This window comes from Blautia schinkii, assembly GCF_013304825.1.
GTDB lineage: Bacteria > Bacillota > Clostridia > Lachnospirales > Lachnospiraceae > Blautia_A > Blautia_A schinkii_B.
The window spans coordinates 82284-100209 of the sequence record NZ_JAAWUO010000014.1 but is presented as its reverse complement, the minus strand read 5'-3'; the positions used below and the strand labels follow the sequence as shown (position 1 = coordinate 100209).

Sequence of the window (17926 nt, the reverse complement as noted above, 5' to 3'; positions counted from 1 at the left end):
CACTATAAGACAGGAAAGGGGTATTTTCATGGGGGAAAAACCTCAGAACATAAAACAAAAGAAACATATCAGTCTGGGTGTGCTGGCCCACGTAGATGCAGGAAAGACGACTTTATCGGAAGGCCTGCTTTTTAAATGCGGACGTATCCGCAGGATCGGGCGTGTGGATCACAAAGACGCTTATCTGGATACCTATGAGCTGGAGCGGGAACGAGGAATTACGATTTTTTCCAAGCAGGCAGTTTTTTCCATGGGAGATATGGAAGTGACTCTTCTGGATACACCGGGACATGTGGATTTTTCCGCAGAGATGGAGCGTACGCTGCAGGTGCTGGATTATGCGATCCTGGTGATCAACGGAGCGGACGGCGTGCAGGGACATACGCAGACTCTGTGGAGACTGCTGACACAGTATAAGATCCCCACATTTCTCTTTGTAAACAAGATGGACCAGGAAGGAACAGACAGGGAGGCACTTCTTGAAGAATTAAAGAAGAAATTAAGCGGAAACTGTGTGGATTTCAGTGGAGAACTGGAATGCTCCGGTGCAGAAGAAGCCGGGAAAAAAGAAGCGCCGGTTGATAACTCCGGGGAATCTCCGGTAGCTGAAGGAACGCAGCTGAAAGATGATGCCAGTGGGGCAGAAAAAGCTCATATGTCCGAAGAGAAGAACGATTCTGACGAGATCAACGGAACCGATGAATTTCTGGAGAATATCGCCATGTGTGATGAAGAACTGCTGGAAACATTTCTGGAAACCGGTACTATCCGGAAGAAAGACGCAGCGAAGCTGATCCTGGAGAGAAAGCTTTTTCCATGCTTCTTCGGTTCTGCCCTGAAAATGGAGGGTGTGGATGCATTTATCCACGGAATGGAAAGCTATATGGAAACACCGGTTTATCCGGATAAATTTGGAGCAAAGGTTTTCAAAATCGCAAGAGACGATCAGGGCAACCGACTTACTTATATGAAGATCACAGGTGGAAGCTTGAAAGTAAAAGAAACGCTTACCAATGCCGGAGGTAAAGGAATTCCGGAAGATGAGAGGTGGGAGGAAAAGATTGATCAGATCAGGATATATTCCGGTGCAAAGTTTGATATGATAAAAGAAGCAGAGGCAGGAACAGTCTGTGCTGTTACCGGACTTACCCGGACTTATCCGGGCGAGGGACTTGGGGCAGAAGCGGAATCCAGCATGCCGGTTCTGGAACCTGTTCTGAATTATCATATCATCCTTCCGGAAGGCTGTGATGCCCACAAGATGCTGAAAAGCCTGAAAGAACTGGAGGAGGAAGAACCGCAGCTTCATATCATGTGGGATAAACAGCTGGGAGAGATCCACGCCATGCTCATGGGCGAAGTTCAGATCGAGATCCTGAAGCATCTGATCTGGGATCGTTTTCATGTGGCTGTGGAGTTTGGAACAGGAAATATTGTATATAAAGAAACCATCGCTGCACCTGTGGAAGGGGTGGGACATTTTGAGCCGCTGCGGCATTATGCAGAGGTACATCTTCTTCTGGAACCAGGAGAACGGGGAAGCGGACTTCAGTTTTTTACAGCTGCAAGTGAAGATCAGCTTGACCGCAACTGGCAACGTCTGATCCTGACCCATCTGGAAGAAAAAGAGCATCTGGGTGTTCTCACCGGTTCTCCGATCACAGATATGCAGATCACGCTTCTTACAGGCCGTGCTCATCAGAAGCATACAGAAGGCGGAGATTTCCGTCAGGCTACTTACCGTGCAGTCCGACAGGGACTTAAAAAAGCGCAGACTGTACTGCTGGAGCCATACTACAGCTTCCGGCTGGAGCTTCCGGCAGAGAATGTGGGAAAAGCCATGACGGATATCCAGCGTATGCAGGGAAGCTTCCAGGGACCGGAGACAGAGGGTGAGATGGCTGTGATTACAGGAAGTGCGTCTGTGGCAAAAATGCGCGACTATCAGAGTCAGGTAATCTCCTACACAAGAGGCCGCGGACGCCTTACCTGCACTTTAAAAGGCTATGAACCATGCCAGGATCAGGAAACTATCGCAGAAGAGATCGGCTATGATTCCGAGAGGGATCTGGATAATCCTACAGGTTCCGTATTCTGTGCTCATGGAGCTGGCTTTGTGGTTCCATGGTATGAGGTGGAGGAGTATATGCACCTGGAAGGCACAGAGATCCAGGAATGGGATGATGTATATGATGATTCAGAAGAGGGAGTCGGAAATGGTGCAAGAAGTGCATCAGCAGGACAAGGCAGAGGTTCTGACAGTACGATTTCTGGGATTGGAAATAAATCCCGTGGAAAATACACTTCCATGTACGGCAGCTATGAGGAAGAAAAAGAGCTGAAAGCGATCTTTGAGAAAACTTTCGGCCCTGTGAAATCGAAGAAATATAATAATAACAGCCGAAGCTTCGGAAATCTGGAAAGCAGCAGCTTTTCTGATTATGCAGGCAGCAGTGCAGGATCCCCTGCAGGTTCATCAGGTATCGGACTTCCGGAAAAGTCCGGCCACGGTGCCTGGAAAAACAGCAGTCCGGCGATCCACAGAGACGACTATCTGCTGGTAGACGGATGCAATATTATTTTTGCATGGGAGGACTTAAGAGACCTTGCACAGGCAGACTTTCATGCGGCACAGTCCAAGTTAATGGATATATTAAGCGATTATCAGGGAATCAAGGGCTGTATTTTAATTCTGGTATTTGATGCCTACCGTGTGGAAGGGCATCCGGAGGAAACGTTCCGGTATCACAACATTCACGTTGTCTACACAAAAGAAGCAGAGACAGCGGACCAGTATATTGAGCGCACTGTCCATAAAATCGGACGGAAACATAATGTAACAGTAGCAACCTCTGACGGCCTGGAACAGATCATCATCATGGGCCAGGGCGCAGCCAGGATCTCGGCCCGGGGATTTAAAGAAGAAATCGAGTCTGCGAAAAAGCAGCTTCGTGAAGACTGGAACGAGCGCAGGGATAACACAAAGAACTATCTGTTTGACAACATGACACCGGAACTGAGATCTCATATGGAGGATATCCGGCTGGGAAGAAAGAAAAAAGAAGAAATATAATATTTATCGTTCACAGACTGCACATCTTCGAGAAAGGTGTGCAGTTTTTATATTTTCGGAAAAATCTATCAAAGACGCTGTAAAAACTGCACAAAACACATATGCACACTGTTATGAGCATATTTCACAAAAATAAAAAAACTTTTTGAATTCTTTTGCAAATAAATGGGAAAAGTAGTAAAATAAGGATAGAATCCTCAGTGAGAAACTCCTTGTCCGGATCTTATGCCTGACAGGGAGTTTTCATTAGAGCACAATAGACGCCACGGAAATAAAAGCAAAAAATATGAAAGGATGTGGAAAAATGTTTGAAACAGGCGAATATGTTGTGTATGGCCGTACCGGAATCTGCAAGGTGACAGGAGTTACCACAATGAAGATGGACGGTGCCTCCGGTGAGAGACTTTATTATGTGTTAAGGCCGGGAGGGGAGACAGAAGGGAAGATCTTTACACCGGTGGAAGGCGGCAAGCAGGTGCTTCGTGGAATTATCACGAAGGAAGAGGCAGAGAAGCTGATCAATGAGATCCCTTTGATAGAAACACTGAGTATTGAGAACGAGAAATTCCGGGAAGACAGCTACAAGAAATGTATCCGAACCTGTGAATGCAGAGATCTGCTCCGGATCATCAAGACGATCTATATTCGTAAACAGACCAGATTATCCCATGGCAAAAAAACAACCGCTACAGATGAACGGTATCTGAAAATGGCAGAGGATCACCTCTATTCTGAATTTTCCATGTTACTGGATATTCCCAAAGATCATATGGCAGACTATATTAAACAGCGTATAAAACAACAGAGAGAAGAAACAGAACAAGCCTGCGCTGTTTGACAAAGCAGAGTGTATCTGCTAAGGTATCTCTGGTAAATAAATAGTACTCCGGCACCGGGATATATCTGTGTGGATATCAGAGAAGGTGACGGAATAAAGTACAGAAAAGGAGATGCCGTGAATTATGAGAGAACAGCTTACCCGCAAGGATGTTGAAAAAATAGAGCAGGAGATCGAACACCGCAAGCTGGTCGTACGAAAGGAAGCCATTGAGGCTGTCAAGGAAGCGCGTGCCCAGGGAGACTTAAGTGAGAACTTCGAATATTATGCAGCCAAGAAACATAAGAACCAGAACGAGAGCCGTATCCGTTATCTGGAGAGAATGCTGAAAACAGCGAGCATTGTATCCGATAATTCCAGGGCTGATGAAGTAGGAATGGATGATATCGTAGAGGTACTTTTTGAGGAGGACAATGAGGTAGAAAAGTATAAGCTTGTCACTTCCATCAGGGGAAATTCCATGGAGAACCGCATCAGTATTGAATCCCCTATCGGCAAAGCTTTAAGAGGACACAGAGTTGGCGACCGTGTTGAGGTAAAGGTCAACGATGATTACAGCTATTATCTTGTGATCAGATCGATTGATAAGACAGGATCCGAGGATGAGGAAATCCGTGGATTCTGATACATGTGATTTGTGGGATATATGATCAGAAATGAAAATAACGAAAAATATAATAAGACAGTTGATCTTTATAAGGGTAATATCTCCCGGACAGGATCAACTGTTTTATTTTTTTACACAGATTTTACATTCAGGTGGGGAAAACTTTACAAAGGACAGTTATCATGAAAAACGTCGAAATGAGAAATAGGAAATCAAACATATCAAAAAAGAGAAAGTGAAGGAGAGAATCATGGACTTTTTCAGCGTACTGGCATTGCTTGGAGGCCTTGCCATTTTCCTTTATGGAATGAACTTAATGGGAGACGGGCTTGCGAAAGTAGCAGGAGGAAAACTTGAGCGTATTCTTGAAACCCTTACATCCAGTCCGATCAGAGCCGTTCTTCTGGGAATGGGCGTAACTGCAGTGATCCAGTCATCATCTGCAACAACGGTTATGGTAGTTGGTTTTGTAAATTCAGGACTCATGAAACTTTCCCAGGTAGTGGGAATCATTATGGGAGCGAACATCGGAACAACAGTTACCTCCTGGATCTTAAGCCTTACCGGAATCCAGAGCGATAACTTTATCATCCGTCTTTTTAAACCGACATCATTTTCACCGGTGCTGGCTCTGATCGGTGTGGTCCTGATCATGTTTACAAAGAGCCAGAAGAAGAAAGACGTAGGAACGATTTTTGTAGGATTTGCAATCCTGATGTATGGAATGAGTGCCATGAGCGGAGCAGTAGAGCCGTTGGCAGATGTACCGGAATTCACAGGAATGCTTGTGAAATTTTCCAACCCGCTGCTTGGTGTTGTTGCCGGTGCAGTGCTTACAGCGATCATTCAGTCATCATCCGCATCCGTCGGTATCCTGCAGGCACTTTGTCTTACAGGAATGGTACCGTTCAGTGCAGCACTCCCTATTATTATGGGACAGAATATCGGTACCTGTATCACGGCGATTCTTTCAGCCATCGGAGCTAACACAAATGCGAAGCGTGCGGCAATGATTCATCTGTACTTTAACCTGATTGGAACGATTCTTTTTATGGCAGTGTTCTATACCGTCAATGCAGCTGTACATTTCTCGTTCATGTCACAGGCTGCAACACCGGCAGGAATCGCAATTCTGCACAGTGCATTCAATGTAAGTGCAACACTGGTACTGCTTCCGTTTGGAAAAGCACTGGAGAAACTTGCCTGTCTTACGATCAGAGACAAAAAGGAGGAGGAAGCAGCAGATCCGGATTTCATGATCCTGGAAAGCCGTTTTCTGGAGAAGCCGGCTTTTGCTGTTGAGCAGAGCAGAAATGCAGCAAAAAAAATGGCAGAGGATTCCCATAAAACATTATTTACAGCTCTTGATCTTCTGAAGCATTTCAGTGCAGAAGGAAAGAAGGAGGTAGAGGAATCAGAGAAAAAAGTAGACCGCTACGAGGATGAACTTGGAACTTATCTTGTAAAGCTGAACCAGAAGGATCTGTCAGTTCATGACAGCCACAGTATTTCCATCATGCTCCACTGTATCGGAGATTTCGAGAGAATTTCCGATCACGGCGTGAATATTATGGAATCCGCCCAGGAGCTTCATGAGAAAGGCCTTAAATTCTCAGAAAAAGCCCTCGAGGAGCTTCGTGTCATGGAACATGCTGTAGAGGATATCGTGGACATTGCATATAAGGTCTATGAGAATCAGGATGTACAGCTTGCACGTGAGATTGAACCGCTGGAAGAGGTGATCGATGAGCTGAGCAAAGAACTGAAATACAGACATGTTCAGAGACTTCGTGCCGGAGAGTGTACCATTGAGATGGGATTCATCCTTTCAGATGTGACTACCAGCCTGGAGAGGGTGGCTGACCATTGTTCCAACATTGGTGTCTGTGTAACTCAGGTACATGCAGATCTGTTTGATACACATCAGCATCTGAAACAGATCAAGCACAGTACAGATGCAAGCTTCTACCATGAACTGGAAGCAATCCGCGGACAGTACCAGCTGCCTCCGTTAACTGTTGAGGCAGAGACTGCGCAGGCTTAAAAATAAATAAGTAAAAATGAGCATATGCCCTGGTTATCCGCGATGACGCAGATACCAGGGCTTGTGCAGTAAAAAGAAAATCGTTATACTGAAAACAAAAATTCAACAAATATCGGGCAGATGAGTATCTTCTGCTCCGGAAAATGAAAACGAACAGAGAGGTGTTGGTAAATGATCTACTGTGTGGAAGATGAGCGCAATATCAGAGAGCTTCTTGTTTATACACTGGAGACAACCGGGTTTGAGGCAGAAGGATTTGAGACCGGGGCAGAACTTGATGCGGCTATGAGAAAGAGCCTGCCGGAGCTGATTCTTTTGGATATCATGCTCCCGGGCGAGGATGGATATAATATTTTGAAACGATTGAAAAGTGATACCAGGACAAGGGATATCCCGGTGATCATGGTAACAGCGAAGGAAGCGGAATTTGACAAGGTAAAAGGTCTGGAGGGCGGAGCTGACGATTATATTACAAAACCATTTGGAATGATGGAATTCGTGGCCAGAGTTAAGGCTGTTTTGCGCCGCTGTGCAAGACAGAGCGAGGAAAGAGAGCTTCACTGCAAGGGGCTGCGTGTAAATGTGTCCCGCCACGAGGTCAGCTACCAGGGGGAGGAGAAGGAACTCACCAGAAAAGAATTTGAACTTCTTGAGTATCTTCTGGAAAACAAAGGTCTTGTCATGTCAAGAAATCAGATCCTCTGCCATGTATGGGGATATGATTTTGACGGGGAAACAAGGACTGTAGATGTCCACGTACGTACCCTTCGCCAGAAGCTGGGTGAAGCGGGAAACCTTATTGAAACTGTGCGCGGAGTCGGCTACAGGATAGGAGATCATCTATGAAAAAAAAGATCCTGAATCATACAAGTGTAATGATCGTTCTGGCTGTCCTTGTAACATTTCTGGCTGCAAGCGTGGTGACATACAGTAAATTCAACACTTATATGCAGCGTGGAGTGAGAGAGGAAACCAGGTATATCTGTTTTGGGATGGAAGAGTACGGAGAAGCTTTTCTTACGAAAAAACTGGGAACAGTATCTACAAGCCGTGTGACGCTCATAGGAAAAGACGGAACTGTTCTCTTTGATTCTGAAGCGTCACCGGAGAAACTGGAGAATCACAGTAATCGTCCGGAATTTATCCAGGCAGAAAAAGAAGGACAAAGTGAAAGTATCCGCTACTCGGAGACTTTTGCAAAAAAGACTTTTTATTATGCGGTAAAACTGAATGACGGAAACGTGCTTCGTGTAGGAAAAACCATAGATTCCGTATATTCCACCTGGATATCAAGCCTGCTTGTTCTGGGGATTTTGATGCTTCTTGTACTGGTCCTGGAGTTTATTTTTGCACAGAGGCAGACAAAGGATCTTATCAGACCTATCAATGATCTGGACCTGGAACATCCGCTGAACAATGTGTGCTATGAAGAACTGAGGCCGCTTCTTGTGCGGGTGGATGAACAGAATCGCCAGATCAGGCAGCAGGTAAAAGAACTGAAAGAGGCAGAACAGATCCGGAAGGAATTTTCCGCAAATGTTTCCCATGAGCTGAAAACACCGCTGATGTCCATTTCCGGCTATGCAGAACTCATGATGAATGGAATGGTTCCTTCGGAACATGTACAGGAATTTTCCGGAAGAATCTATCATGAGGCAGTGCGGTTATCCAATCTTGTGGCAGATATCATCCAGCTTTCCAGACTGGATGAGAGCAACAGCGAGGTTCCTTTTGAAGAAGTGGATCTTTATGAACTGGCAGAGGATGTGGAAAGCAATCTGAAGCATCCGGCAGAAAAGAAAAATATCTCCCTGGAGCTGGCCGGAAATTCTGAGAAGATCCAGGGCGTGCGACACGTTCTTTATGAGATGTTTTTCAATATTGCAGATAATGCAGTGCGCTACACAGAAAATGATGGACATGTTCGCATTATGGTAGGAAACCGTAAAGGACATCCGTTCTACTGTGTTGTGGATGACGGGATCGGAATCCCGAAGAGTGAACAGGGCAGGATCTTTGAGCGTTTTTACAGAGTAGATAAGAGCCATTCCAGACAGACTGGCGGAACAGGACTTGGTCTGTCCATAGTAAAACATGGTGCGACGCTTCATCATGCGCAGATCCATGTGGAAAGCGAGCAGGGACAGGGAACGAGAATGGAGATTGTTTTTCCGGAGAAAGTGGGAAAATAACGGATAGGATTCCGTGATGAATTGTAGTATAATAAAGCATAAGGTTCGTAAAGCCGGTTGGATGAGGATCTGACCGGCTTTATGAATGCAGATCGGGAGATACCCGGAGAATAACAGGAGGAATAAGATTATGAAAGAGCCGGTTCTGGTAGTAATGGCAGCAGGAATGGGAAGCCGATACGGTGGTCTTAAGCAGATCGACCCGGTAGATCAGGAAGGCCATATTATCATGGATTTTTCCATTTATGACGCTGTACGCGCAGGCTTTAAGAAAGTTATCTTTATTATAAAGAAAGGAAATGAGCAGGATTTCCGTGATGCCATTGGTGATCGTTTAAGCGATAAGGTGGAGATCGTTTATGTGCATCAGGATCTGAATAACATTCCGGAGGGATTCAAAGTTCCGGAAGGACGTGTGAAGCCATGGGGAACAGGACACGCAGTATTAAGCTGCCTGAATGAGATAGGCGGACCGTTTGTTGTAATTAATGCAGATGATTATTACGGAACTCACGCATTTAAAATGGCGTATGATTTCCTGATCCAGGCAGAAGAAGATAGTGCTCCGGCTCAGTATATGATGGTTGGATACCGTCTGGAGAACACACTGACAGATAATGGTTATGTATCCCGCGGTGTCTGCGAGACAGACGAGAACGGATATCTTGCAGATATCAATGAGAGAACTCACATTGAAAAACGTGACGGCGGAGCAGCTTACACAGAGGACGATGGAAAAACATGGACAGCACTTCCTGTTGACGCACCGGTATCCATGAATATGTGGGGCTTCACCGGCGGATTCATGAAAGAGCTGGAAGCGCGATTTCCTGTATTCCTTGAGAAAAACATTCCGGTCAATCCGCTGAAGTGCGAGTACTTCCTTCCGTTTGTAGTAGATGAACTTCTTAAAGAAAAGAAAGCTACAGTAAAAGTGCTTACCACACAGGATAAATGGTACGGCGTAACTTATAAAGAGGATAAGCCGGTAGTTGTGGCTGCGATTCAGAGCCTGAAGGATCAGGGCCTTTATCCTCAGGGACTGTGGGACTAAGTGATTTTCACAGATCTGAGAGGAAGTCATGTACGAAACCTGGTTTTCTGCTATTGTGGAAAACAGGCAGCAGTGTTAAAATAAACACGAACTCTATAAACCTAATCTGAGGAGGAGAAAAACTATGGCAATTTTAGTAACAGGTGGAGCAGGATACATTGGAAGTCATACAGTTGTAGAGCTGCAGAACGCAGGATATGATGTTGTAGTAGTTGACAATTTGGCTAATTCCAGTGAGAAGGCTCTTGACAGAGTATCCAAGATCACAGGTAAGCCGGTGAAATTTTATAAGGCAGACATTCTGGATCGTGAAGCAATGAATAAGGTTTTTGACAGCGAGAAGATCGATTCCTGTATTCATTTTGCAGGACTGAAAGCAGTAGGTGAATCTGTTGCCAAGCCATGGGAGTACTACGAGAACAATATCGCAGGAACCCTGACACTTGTGGACGTGATGAGAAAACATAATGTAAAGAATATTATTTTCTCTTCCTCAGCAACTGTATACGGCGATCCGGCTATGATCCCGATCACAGAGGAGTGCCCGAAGGGACAGTGCACTAATCCATACGGCTGGACAAAATCCATGCTGGAGCAGATCCTGACAGATATCCAGAAAGCAGATCCGGAATGGAACGTAGTACTTCTTCGTTACTTCAATCCGATTGGTGCTCATAAGAGCGGAACGATCGGTGAGAACCCGAACGGAATCCCGAACAACCTGATGCCGTATATCACACAGGTTGCAGTAGGAAAGCTGAAAGAGCTTGGCGTGTTCGGAAATGACTACGACACACCGGACGGAACAGGTGTCCGTGACTACATCCACGTAGTAGACCTTGCCAAAGGACATGTAAAAGCTCTCAGGAAACTTGAGGATAACTCCGGCTTAAGCATCTACAACCTGGGAACAGGTAAAGGCTACAGTGTTCTTGACATCGTTAAGAACTTCGAGGCAGCTACAGGTGTTAAGATCCCATACGTGATCAAACCACGCCGCCCAGGTGACATCGCAACCTGCTACTCCGATGCAACTAAGGCAGAGAAAGAACTCGGCTGGAAAGCAGAGAACGGAATTCGCGAAATGTGTGCAGATTCCTGGAAATGGCAGAGCCAGAACCCGAATGGATATGAGGAATAATTAATTACATAGAGAGATGAAAAAAAGCAGGCAGCTCTGAGGAGGTGCCTGCTTTTTGTAACCAGAATTCTGACTGTTAATAATATAATTTTTCCATATATTTCTGCTTTTGTTTCATGCTGCTGTGGACATAGATATCCATGGTGATCTTAACGGAAGAATGTCCCAGGATTTCAGACAAAGTTTTGCTGTCAAATCCCATCTCTGTGCACCTTGTTGCAAAAGCATGCCTCAGAGAATGGATATTGATATTGGGAATCTCGCATTGTTCCAGAAGACGTTGAAATTTTCGCTGTATACTTCTTGGCTCCATGCATTTTGTACTGGAACCTGTAAGCAAATATGCATCTGGCATGGACGCGATCGGCTCCAGTTTGGCCAATAAAAAATCAGGGATTGGAATATCCCTGAGAGATGAGGTGGATTTAGGAGAACCTATCATTAAAATTGTTTTCGGGGTTTCATCAGACTCACCTGTGTAGTCAAGGTTTTTTACTCGTGAGATCGTGCGCCTTATATGAAGAATTTTTTTATTGAAATCAATATCTGACCATCGGATTCCGCTGAGTTCGCCAACGCGGATTCCTGTATAGATACATAACAGAATGCCCATGGAAAATGCGGATGTATCTGTTGAGAGAACAGAAATCAGTTTTGCCAGATTTTCCTGAGAAATAAGATTAAAAGATCTGTCTGCTATTTTGGGATATCGAAATTCAAGCTGTGACATACTAAGATATCCCAGTTTTTCGCCATATCGAAGAATACTGTGGAACAGGATCAGGAGATTTTTGATCGTACGTGGAGAAAGTCCTTCCTGTTTCATTTTTTCAGAAAAAGCATATATGGAACCAGATGAAATATACTTTACCGGAACATTTCCAAATTCAGGAATAATATGCGTTTCTATCAGAGTTTCGTAGCAGGCATATGTGCTGACTTTTACTGTGTAACGGATGGAAAGCAGCCATTCCTGGCTGAGAGTGTGGAATATATATCGATTTCCGGATAACTTTTGAGGATTATTTTGGCATAAAACAGCAATTTTTTTCTTTTTGACAGCATCATATGTATGTCCATACAGATATCCATATTGAATACGTCCGTTTTTATCACGGCATTTCTCGTATCGTGCCTCCCATCTTCCGTCTTTTCTTTTTCTGATATTTTCCCCTTTTCTCGGCATAATCGTAGTCTCCTTTTCGCACTATTATAGCAAAAGTCTGACCACTTTTGTGACCACGAATAGTTGAAAAACATAGAATATTTACTCAAAATTTGCAGAACACTTGCCAGATATGCAGTACAGGTGTTAGAATAGCATCATCAAGTAATAAGGAGAAAAAACGAAATGTACGATTATCTTATCGTAGGTGCCGGTTTGTACGGCGCTGTCTTTGCTCATGAGGCGAAGAAGGCGGGCAAGTCTGTTCTTGTAATCGATAAACGCCCGAACATTGCTGGAAATGTATATACAGAGAAGGTTGAAGGAATCAACGTTCATAAGTATGGTGCACATATTTTCCACACAAATAATAAGAAAGTATGGAGTTATATTACACAGTTTGCTGAGTTCAACCGTTTTACAAACAGCCCGGTTGCCAATTATCATGGGGAGCTGTACAGCCTTCCGTTCAATATGTACACATTTAATAAGATGTGGGGTGTTGTAACACCGGAGGAGGCTGCTGCGAAGATCGAGGAGCAGCGTAAGGATGCTGGTATCACAGAGCCGAAGAACCTTGAAGAGCAGGCTATCAGCCTTGTTGGTACAGATATCTATGAGAAACTGATCAAGGGATATACAGAGAAGCAGTGGGGACGTCCGTGCACAGAGCTTCCTTCCTTTATTATCAAGAGACTTCCGGTTCGTTTGACTTTTGATAACAATTATTTCAATGCACTTTATCAGGGAATCCCGGTTGGCGGTTATACGAAGATGGTTGCCAATCTTCTGGATGGCATCGAGGTACGCCTTAATGAGGATTATCTTGCGAAGAAGGCTGAGTATGATGTAATGGCAGATAAAGTTATCTATACAGGTGCCATTGATGCATACTTTGATTATAAGCTTGGTACACTGGAGTATCGTTCTGTACGTTTTGAGAATGAGACTCTTGATAAACCGAATTTCCAGGGTAATGCAGCTGTGAATTACACAGATGTGGAGACACCGTGGACACGTATCATCGAGCACAAGTGGTTTGAGTTTGGTAAAGATGAGGACGGCAATGATCTGCCGAAAACTGTGATCAGCCGTGAGTACAGCTCAGAGTGGAAGCCTGGTGATGAGCCGTATTACCCGGTTAATGATGAGAAGAATGGACAGCTTTATGCACAGTACAGGGAACTTGCTGAGAAAGAGAATAAAGTGATCTTCGGCGGCCGTCTTGGCGAGTATAAGTATTACGACATGGATGCAGTTATCGCATCAGCACTGGATATGTGCGAGAAAGAACTTGCTTAATTATTAACAGATCCAAAAGACATAACAAATGATAAAATCCTCTTATATTTCAGATCGTGTAAGGAAATATAGGGGGATTTTGTCTATAGGGAGATTTCGCCGGAAACTGGAAGGGGAGAAAGACAGAATGAGGAAAGGAACAAGGATATTGCTGGCCGGACTGCTGATGCTGTCCATGAGTACATCTGTTTACGCGGATAAATCTGTTAAGAGAGAATTGCCGCAGGAGAGCACGGATTATTATATGACTGTGGATTCGGGAGGAATCGGAGTGGATATCTATCCTGAAACCAGTGATAAAAGTGAAAAAATTAATAATAAAACGGTGGAAGATGGAACGGTTTTGCATATTGAAGGTGAGACTGAGAAGAATGGGGAGACCTGGGGATATGCAGAATATAACGGCACACATGGTTATGTGCCGTTGGATGAACTGAGGCCGTCTACAGAAAATGAACTGAAAGCATCCGAAGTGGGAAATGGCACAGATTCTATCTCAGAGAAAGATGCTACGGAAACTTCAGCTGCATCCTCAGACTCCACAATAAAAGAAACCACAGAAGAGGAAGCAGAACCTACAGATTCAAAGCCTGTAAATGGTATAACAGCAAAGTCCTTTAAAGAGGACAGAACCTGGTACGGGAATCCTTTTGTCTGGATCGGAGCTGCGACAGTACTTGCAGTGCTTGGAATTTTAGGGTATCATTTGAGAAAACATTGATAAGATACCAGAAAACAGTTCAGATACATAAGAGAAACAGGAGGCTTATATGTGAAGCGATTACAGCTGATCAGAAAAAAATTACTTCCATTATTTATAAGTGCAGCAGTTGCTGGATGTCAGATTTCAGTGGCAGCTGCAGATTTCAGTGATACGTTGGCTGTCAGTGAAAACGGACAGGAAGATGATGTGCAGTGTCAGGCTGGAAATATAGATGATATATCCGGAGATAGTATATCCGGGAGCAGCTCATCGTCTGAAAATATAAGTGAAACAGGAGATAATACTTCAGAGATTTTCGGGACATCAGAAGATATTTCGGATACAGATGGTTTGGGTGCAGACATTTCAGATACAGACAGTTCAGATACAGAAACACTCTCACAGATTTCCGAAGAAGATAAAGCAGAGGATGAAAGAGAGAATACTGGGGAAACAATAAATACTGAGAACCTGGCAGATTCTCAAAACGAACTGTTCGGTGACGGAAACAGTGAAGCAGATATCACTGACGATGGAATAGATTATATCAAGGGGCGGCCCCTGACAGAGGAGGAAGAGAAGGAGCAGCTGGCTCCTTTTGATACACTGACATCTTATTCTACAGCTGTGGAGATCGGCAATGATACAGATGAGATTCCGATGGGAAGGGCTGTTGCTTATCCTTCTTACTATAATGCAGCAGAGCAGGGATATGTAACTCCAGTTAAAGACCAGGATCCGTATGGAATGTGCTGGGCATTCGGCATGGCGTCTCTTCTGGAAACCTCACTTCTGGCGCAGGGCCTTGGGACATATGATCTGTCTGAGGAACATTTAGCGTACTTTTTTGCAAACAGAAGCAATGACCCTCTGGGAAATACTGCCGGCGATGTAAATCATCATTATGGAACGGATGATTATGGAAATATTGATTATCATGAGGGTGGAAACGATCTTCTTGCATCAATGTTTCTCAGTACATGGTCTGGAATGACTACGGAAGATGAGGTGCCGCTGGCTACTGATGCTACCCATACCCAGAAAACCGGGGTTCTGCCGTCAAGATCAAGCGAGTATCACGCAGCAGCATATCTGAAAAATGCTTGTTTTTCGGATTATTCGGTTTCTGCCATGAAGAAGCTTCTTACAGCCAACCATTCTGTAACTGTTATGTATAATGCCCAGAATAAATACTATAACGCCAGTACAGGTGCTTATTCTTATCCGACGCGAACAAAGAGTGTGAACCATGTGGTAACAGTTGTTGGCTGGGATGATGATTACAAGGCTGCAAATTTCAGGTCTGCATCAAAAGTAACCTCTGACGGTGCATGGATCGTCAAGAACAGTTGGGGAACAGACTGGGGAAAAGATGGTTATTTTTATATGTCTTATGGGGATAAATCTGTCTGCGAGCTGGTAGCAGCAACGGCGACGGATCAGCCGGAATACTCCAATAACTATTTTTATGACGGAACTTCTGGTCTTGGTTCGATCAGCCTGTATTCAGGGGAAAAGCTTGCCAGCGTTTTTAAGGCAACTGCAGGCAAAGGAAAGGCAGAGACTCTGGGCGAGGTAACGCTTGCGTCCATGACTGCAAACAGTTCATTTACTGTGCAGATATATACCAATCTGAAGAAGGCCAGTGACCCTACAAGCGGAACGCCGGCTTATTCGAAACCAGTTTCCTGTAAACAGACAATGGCGGGGATTCAGACATTTAAGGTTCCGGAGGTGCTGATAAGCCAGAACAGTCTGTACTCTGTTGTGGTGACGAATGCGGCAAATAAAACTGCGAAATATTATGTGGAGGCCAGTGTGGATTACGGATGGTGCAGCTTTTCAGCTTCGATCCCGTCTGGACAGAGTTATATTTATCGCAGTTCCGGTAAAAAATGGTCGGATACCAAAAATTTCGGGCCAGCTATCACGCCACGTATCAAGGTTCATACAAAGACTCTGGACAGTGCGGCAAGGATGAGCTTATCATCCTCTTCCCTGTGCCTGTATGTAGGAGAGAAACGGACACTGAAAGCATTTGCCACAAGAAAAGAGATGACTTCCCAGGGAATCACCTGGGTGAGTTCTGATACGAATGTGGCGGCAGTCAGCAAGAGTGGTGTGATCACAGCGAAACATCCGGGAACTGCAATGATATCCTGTTACGGAAATGGTGCGAAAGGAATCAAGGCATCCTGTAAGATCATCGTGAAGCTGAAAAAAACTACAGGGATAAAAGTAGCGGGCAGAGCCTACAACAGGATAAGGATCGCCTGGTCAGCGGTGCCAGGCTGCAACCGCTATGTCATCTACCGTTCTGAAAATGGTGGAAAAGAAACAAAGCTCACTTCAGTAAAATCTGATATAAACAACTGGCTGGATACATCTGCAAAAACAGGAAGAACTTATACATACCGCGTTCGGGCTGCCTATGTATGCAGCGGTAAGACAACCGTATATGGAGCTCTTTCAGACAAAGTATCTGCAAAAGCAGAGCTGGGAAAAGTTACAGCAGTGGCAGAAGCAAGAAGCGGTCCATGCAATGTAGTTTCCTGGAACAGAGTTTCCGGAGCCGGCAGATACAGGATCTATAGAAAAACAGCAAGTGGCAGTTTTCAATGTATAAAGGAGGTAGAGAATACCCGGAATACCTATCATGATTTTGATATTCAGGGAATTACTTCGTACACATATGCAGTCAGGGCGTGTTGTCTTGTTGATGGAAAAAAAGTTTTCAGCAGCTATGTTCCGGGAGAGGAGATTCTTTCCTATCCTTCACAGCAGAAAATATCAAAAATTGTCAGAACTGCCTGCGGGCTCAGGATCTGTTGGAAAAAACAGGCGAAAGCAGACTGCTATCAGATTTACCGAAAGACAAAGAACACCTCCTGGAAAAAGATCGGAACAGTTTCCGGAGGGAAAATTTCCTCTTTTGAGGATAAGACAGCAAAAAAGGGAACAACTTATTATTACGCAGTGCGTGCCGGTGTAAAAATATCCACAGGCAAGGTGCTGTGCGGAAGCTACGCAGCCAAATCTGCGAAGCGATGAGTGCCATATAAAAAGAAAACTCCCGGTTTCATTCCTGATAAAAATTATCAGACAATGAAACCGGGAGTTTTTGGTTGAATATGTGTATGTATATATCAGGCAGTTACGTAAGAAGATCAGTCGTTGTTGATAACAACACCTTTCTGAAGCATTATATTTGCATAAAGAGCTTTCTCACCTGTGGAGATGATGCAGTAAGCTGTCTTAGCTTCATCATAGAATGCGAAACGCTCGATATTTCCAATTGCTTTTTCGCCACGCTCGTCATGTTTGGACACGATTTCTTTGTATGTATCCCAGATCGGTGTCTCAACATCATCGCCAGGCATTACTTCCATCAGGTTTACCGGATGCTCTACATAAGTATCAAGCGGGAACAGCTTCAGGATCGCATCAAGGATCTCCGGAACACCGTGTCCGTCGCAGCGGATGGTGATAGCGTTCTTTCCCATGGATTCTACAGGAAAGTTGCCGTCTGCGATTACAAGACGGTCACTGTGACCCATCTCGCATAATACTTTCAGTAATTCTGGTGATAAGATTTCTGGAATTCCTTTTAACATAGTTCATATCCTCCTAAGATAAATTGATCATTTACAGCATTGCAGAAATTATTGCATCAGGTCAGGCTTAAGATTCAGCTGCTCAGAGAATAATTTATGCAGTTGCCATATCTGCCGGTCATATCAGACGTTCCTGCCCGGCCACAGGTTTTTATATCTTTTATAGATTAATCTAACGGTATTTTATCTTCTT

At 44.5% G+C, this 17926-nt stretch carries 13 protein-coding genes; 11 read left to right on the top strand and 2 right to left on the bottom strand.

Annotated features, from left to right (window positions below; all coding sequences use genetic code 11):
- The first annotated feature begins 28 nt into the window (after positions 1 to 28).
- The 8 genes from HFM85_RS11755 to galE all read left to right on the top strand — a co-directional run bounded on the left by HFM85_RS11755 (position 29) and on the right by galE (position 10949).
- Positions 29 to 3073 (top strand): translation factor GTPase family protein, encoded by a 3045-nt coding sequence (locus tag HFM85_RS11755; protein ID WP_173738299.1) that lies wholly within the window; start codon positions 29 to 31, stop codon positions 3071 to 3073.
- A 304-nt stretch (positions 3074 to 3377) separates the two neighbouring features.
- On the top strand, positions 3378 to 3911 hold the full coding sequence (locus tag HFM85_RS11750; protein ID WP_226843711.1) for a CarD family transcriptional regulator: 534 nt from the start codon (positions 3378 to 3380) through the stop codon (positions 3909 to 3911).
- Positions 3912 to 4035: 124 nt separating this feature from the next.
- On the top strand, positions 4036 to 4536 hold the full coding sequence (gene greA / locus HFM85_RS11745; RefSeq protein WP_173738297.1) for a transcription elongation factor GreA: 501 nt from the start codon (positions 4036 to 4038) through the stop codon (positions 4534 to 4536).
- Positions 4537 to 4768: 232 nt separating this feature from the next.
- Positions 4769 to 6562, top strand: coding sequence for a Na/Pi cotransporter family protein (locus tag HFM85_RS11740; RefSeq protein WP_173738296.1), 1794 nt, complete (start codon positions 4769 to 4771; stop codon positions 6560 to 6562).
- A 171-nt stretch (positions 6563 to 6733) separates the two neighbouring features.
- The gene (locus HFM85_RS11735; RefSeq protein WP_119238724.1) at positions 6734 to 7408 is read left to right on the top strand and encodes a winged helix-turn-helix domain-containing protein; all 675 of its coding nucleotides are present in this window, start codon (positions 6734 to 6736) and stop codon (positions 7406 to 7408) included.
- Positions 7405 to 8754 carry a sensor histidine kinase gene (locus HFM85_RS11730; protein WP_173738295.1) on the top strand — a complete coding sequence of 450 codons (1350 nt, stop codon included), beginning with the start codon at positions 7405 to 7407 and terminating at the stop codon, positions 8752 to 8754. Before HFM85_RS11735 ends, HFM85_RS11730 begins: the two co-directional genes overlap by 4 nt.
- A gap of 130 nt (positions 8755 to 8884) precedes the next feature.
- Positions 8885 to 9808, top strand: a complete 924-nt coding sequence (locus HFM85_RS11725; RefSeq protein WP_173738294.1) for a sugar phosphate nucleotidyltransferase — start codon at positions 8885 to 8887, stop codon at positions 9806 to 9808.
- A gap of 124 nt (positions 9809 to 9932) precedes the next feature.
- Positions 9933 to 10949 (top strand): UDP-glucose 4-epimerase GalE, encoded by a 1017-nt coding sequence (gene galE / locus HFM85_RS11720; protein ID WP_119238727.1) that lies wholly within the window; start codon positions 9933 to 9935, stop codon positions 10947 to 10949.
- 76 nt (positions 10950 to 11025) lie between these two features.
- Here the strand turns inward: galE and HFM85_RS11715 are convergent, their stop codons facing one another.
- Positions 11026 to 12135: a tyrosine-type recombinase/integrase gene (locus HFM85_RS11715; RefSeq protein ID WP_173738293.1), complete on the bottom strand. Its 1110-nt coding sequence runs from the start codon at positions 12133 to 12135 to the stop codon at positions 11026 to 11028.
- Between the two features lie 165 nt (positions 12136 to 12300).
- On the opposite strand from HFM85_RS11715, the gene glf reads away from it, so the two are divergent.
- The 3 genes from glf to HFM85_RS11700 all read left to right on the top strand — a co-directional run bounded on the left by glf (position 12301) and on the right by HFM85_RS11700 (position 17170).
- Positions 12301 to 13416 carry a UDP-galactopyranose mutase gene (glf, locus tag HFM85_RS11710; protein WP_173738292.1) on the top strand — a complete coding sequence of 372 codons (1116 nt, stop codon included), beginning with the start codon at positions 12301 to 12303 and terminating at the stop codon, positions 13414 to 13416.
- A gap of 127 nt (positions 13417 to 13543) precedes the next feature.
- The gene (locus HFM85_RS11705) at positions 13544 to 14137 is read left to right on the top strand and encodes a hypothetical protein (protein ID WP_173738291.1); all 594 of its coding nucleotides are present in this window, start codon (positions 13544 to 13546) and stop codon (positions 14135 to 14137) included.
- A 51-nt stretch (positions 14138 to 14188) separates the two neighbouring features.
- Complete coding sequence (locus HFM85_RS11700) at positions 14189 to 17170, top strand: C1 family peptidase (RefSeq protein ID WP_173738290.1); 2982 nt, start codon at positions 14189 to 14191, stop codon at positions 17168 to 17170.
- A gap of 116 nt (positions 17171 to 17286) precedes the next feature.
- Here the strand turns inward: HFM85_RS11700 and HFM85_RS11695 are convergent, their stop codons facing one another.
- Positions 17287 to 17733: an RbsD/FucU family protein gene (locus HFM85_RS11695; protein WP_173738289.1), complete on the bottom strand. Its 447-nt coding sequence runs from the start codon at positions 17731 to 17733 to the stop codon at positions 17287 to 17289.
- Between the last annotated feature and the right edge of the window lie 193 nt (positions 17734 to 17926).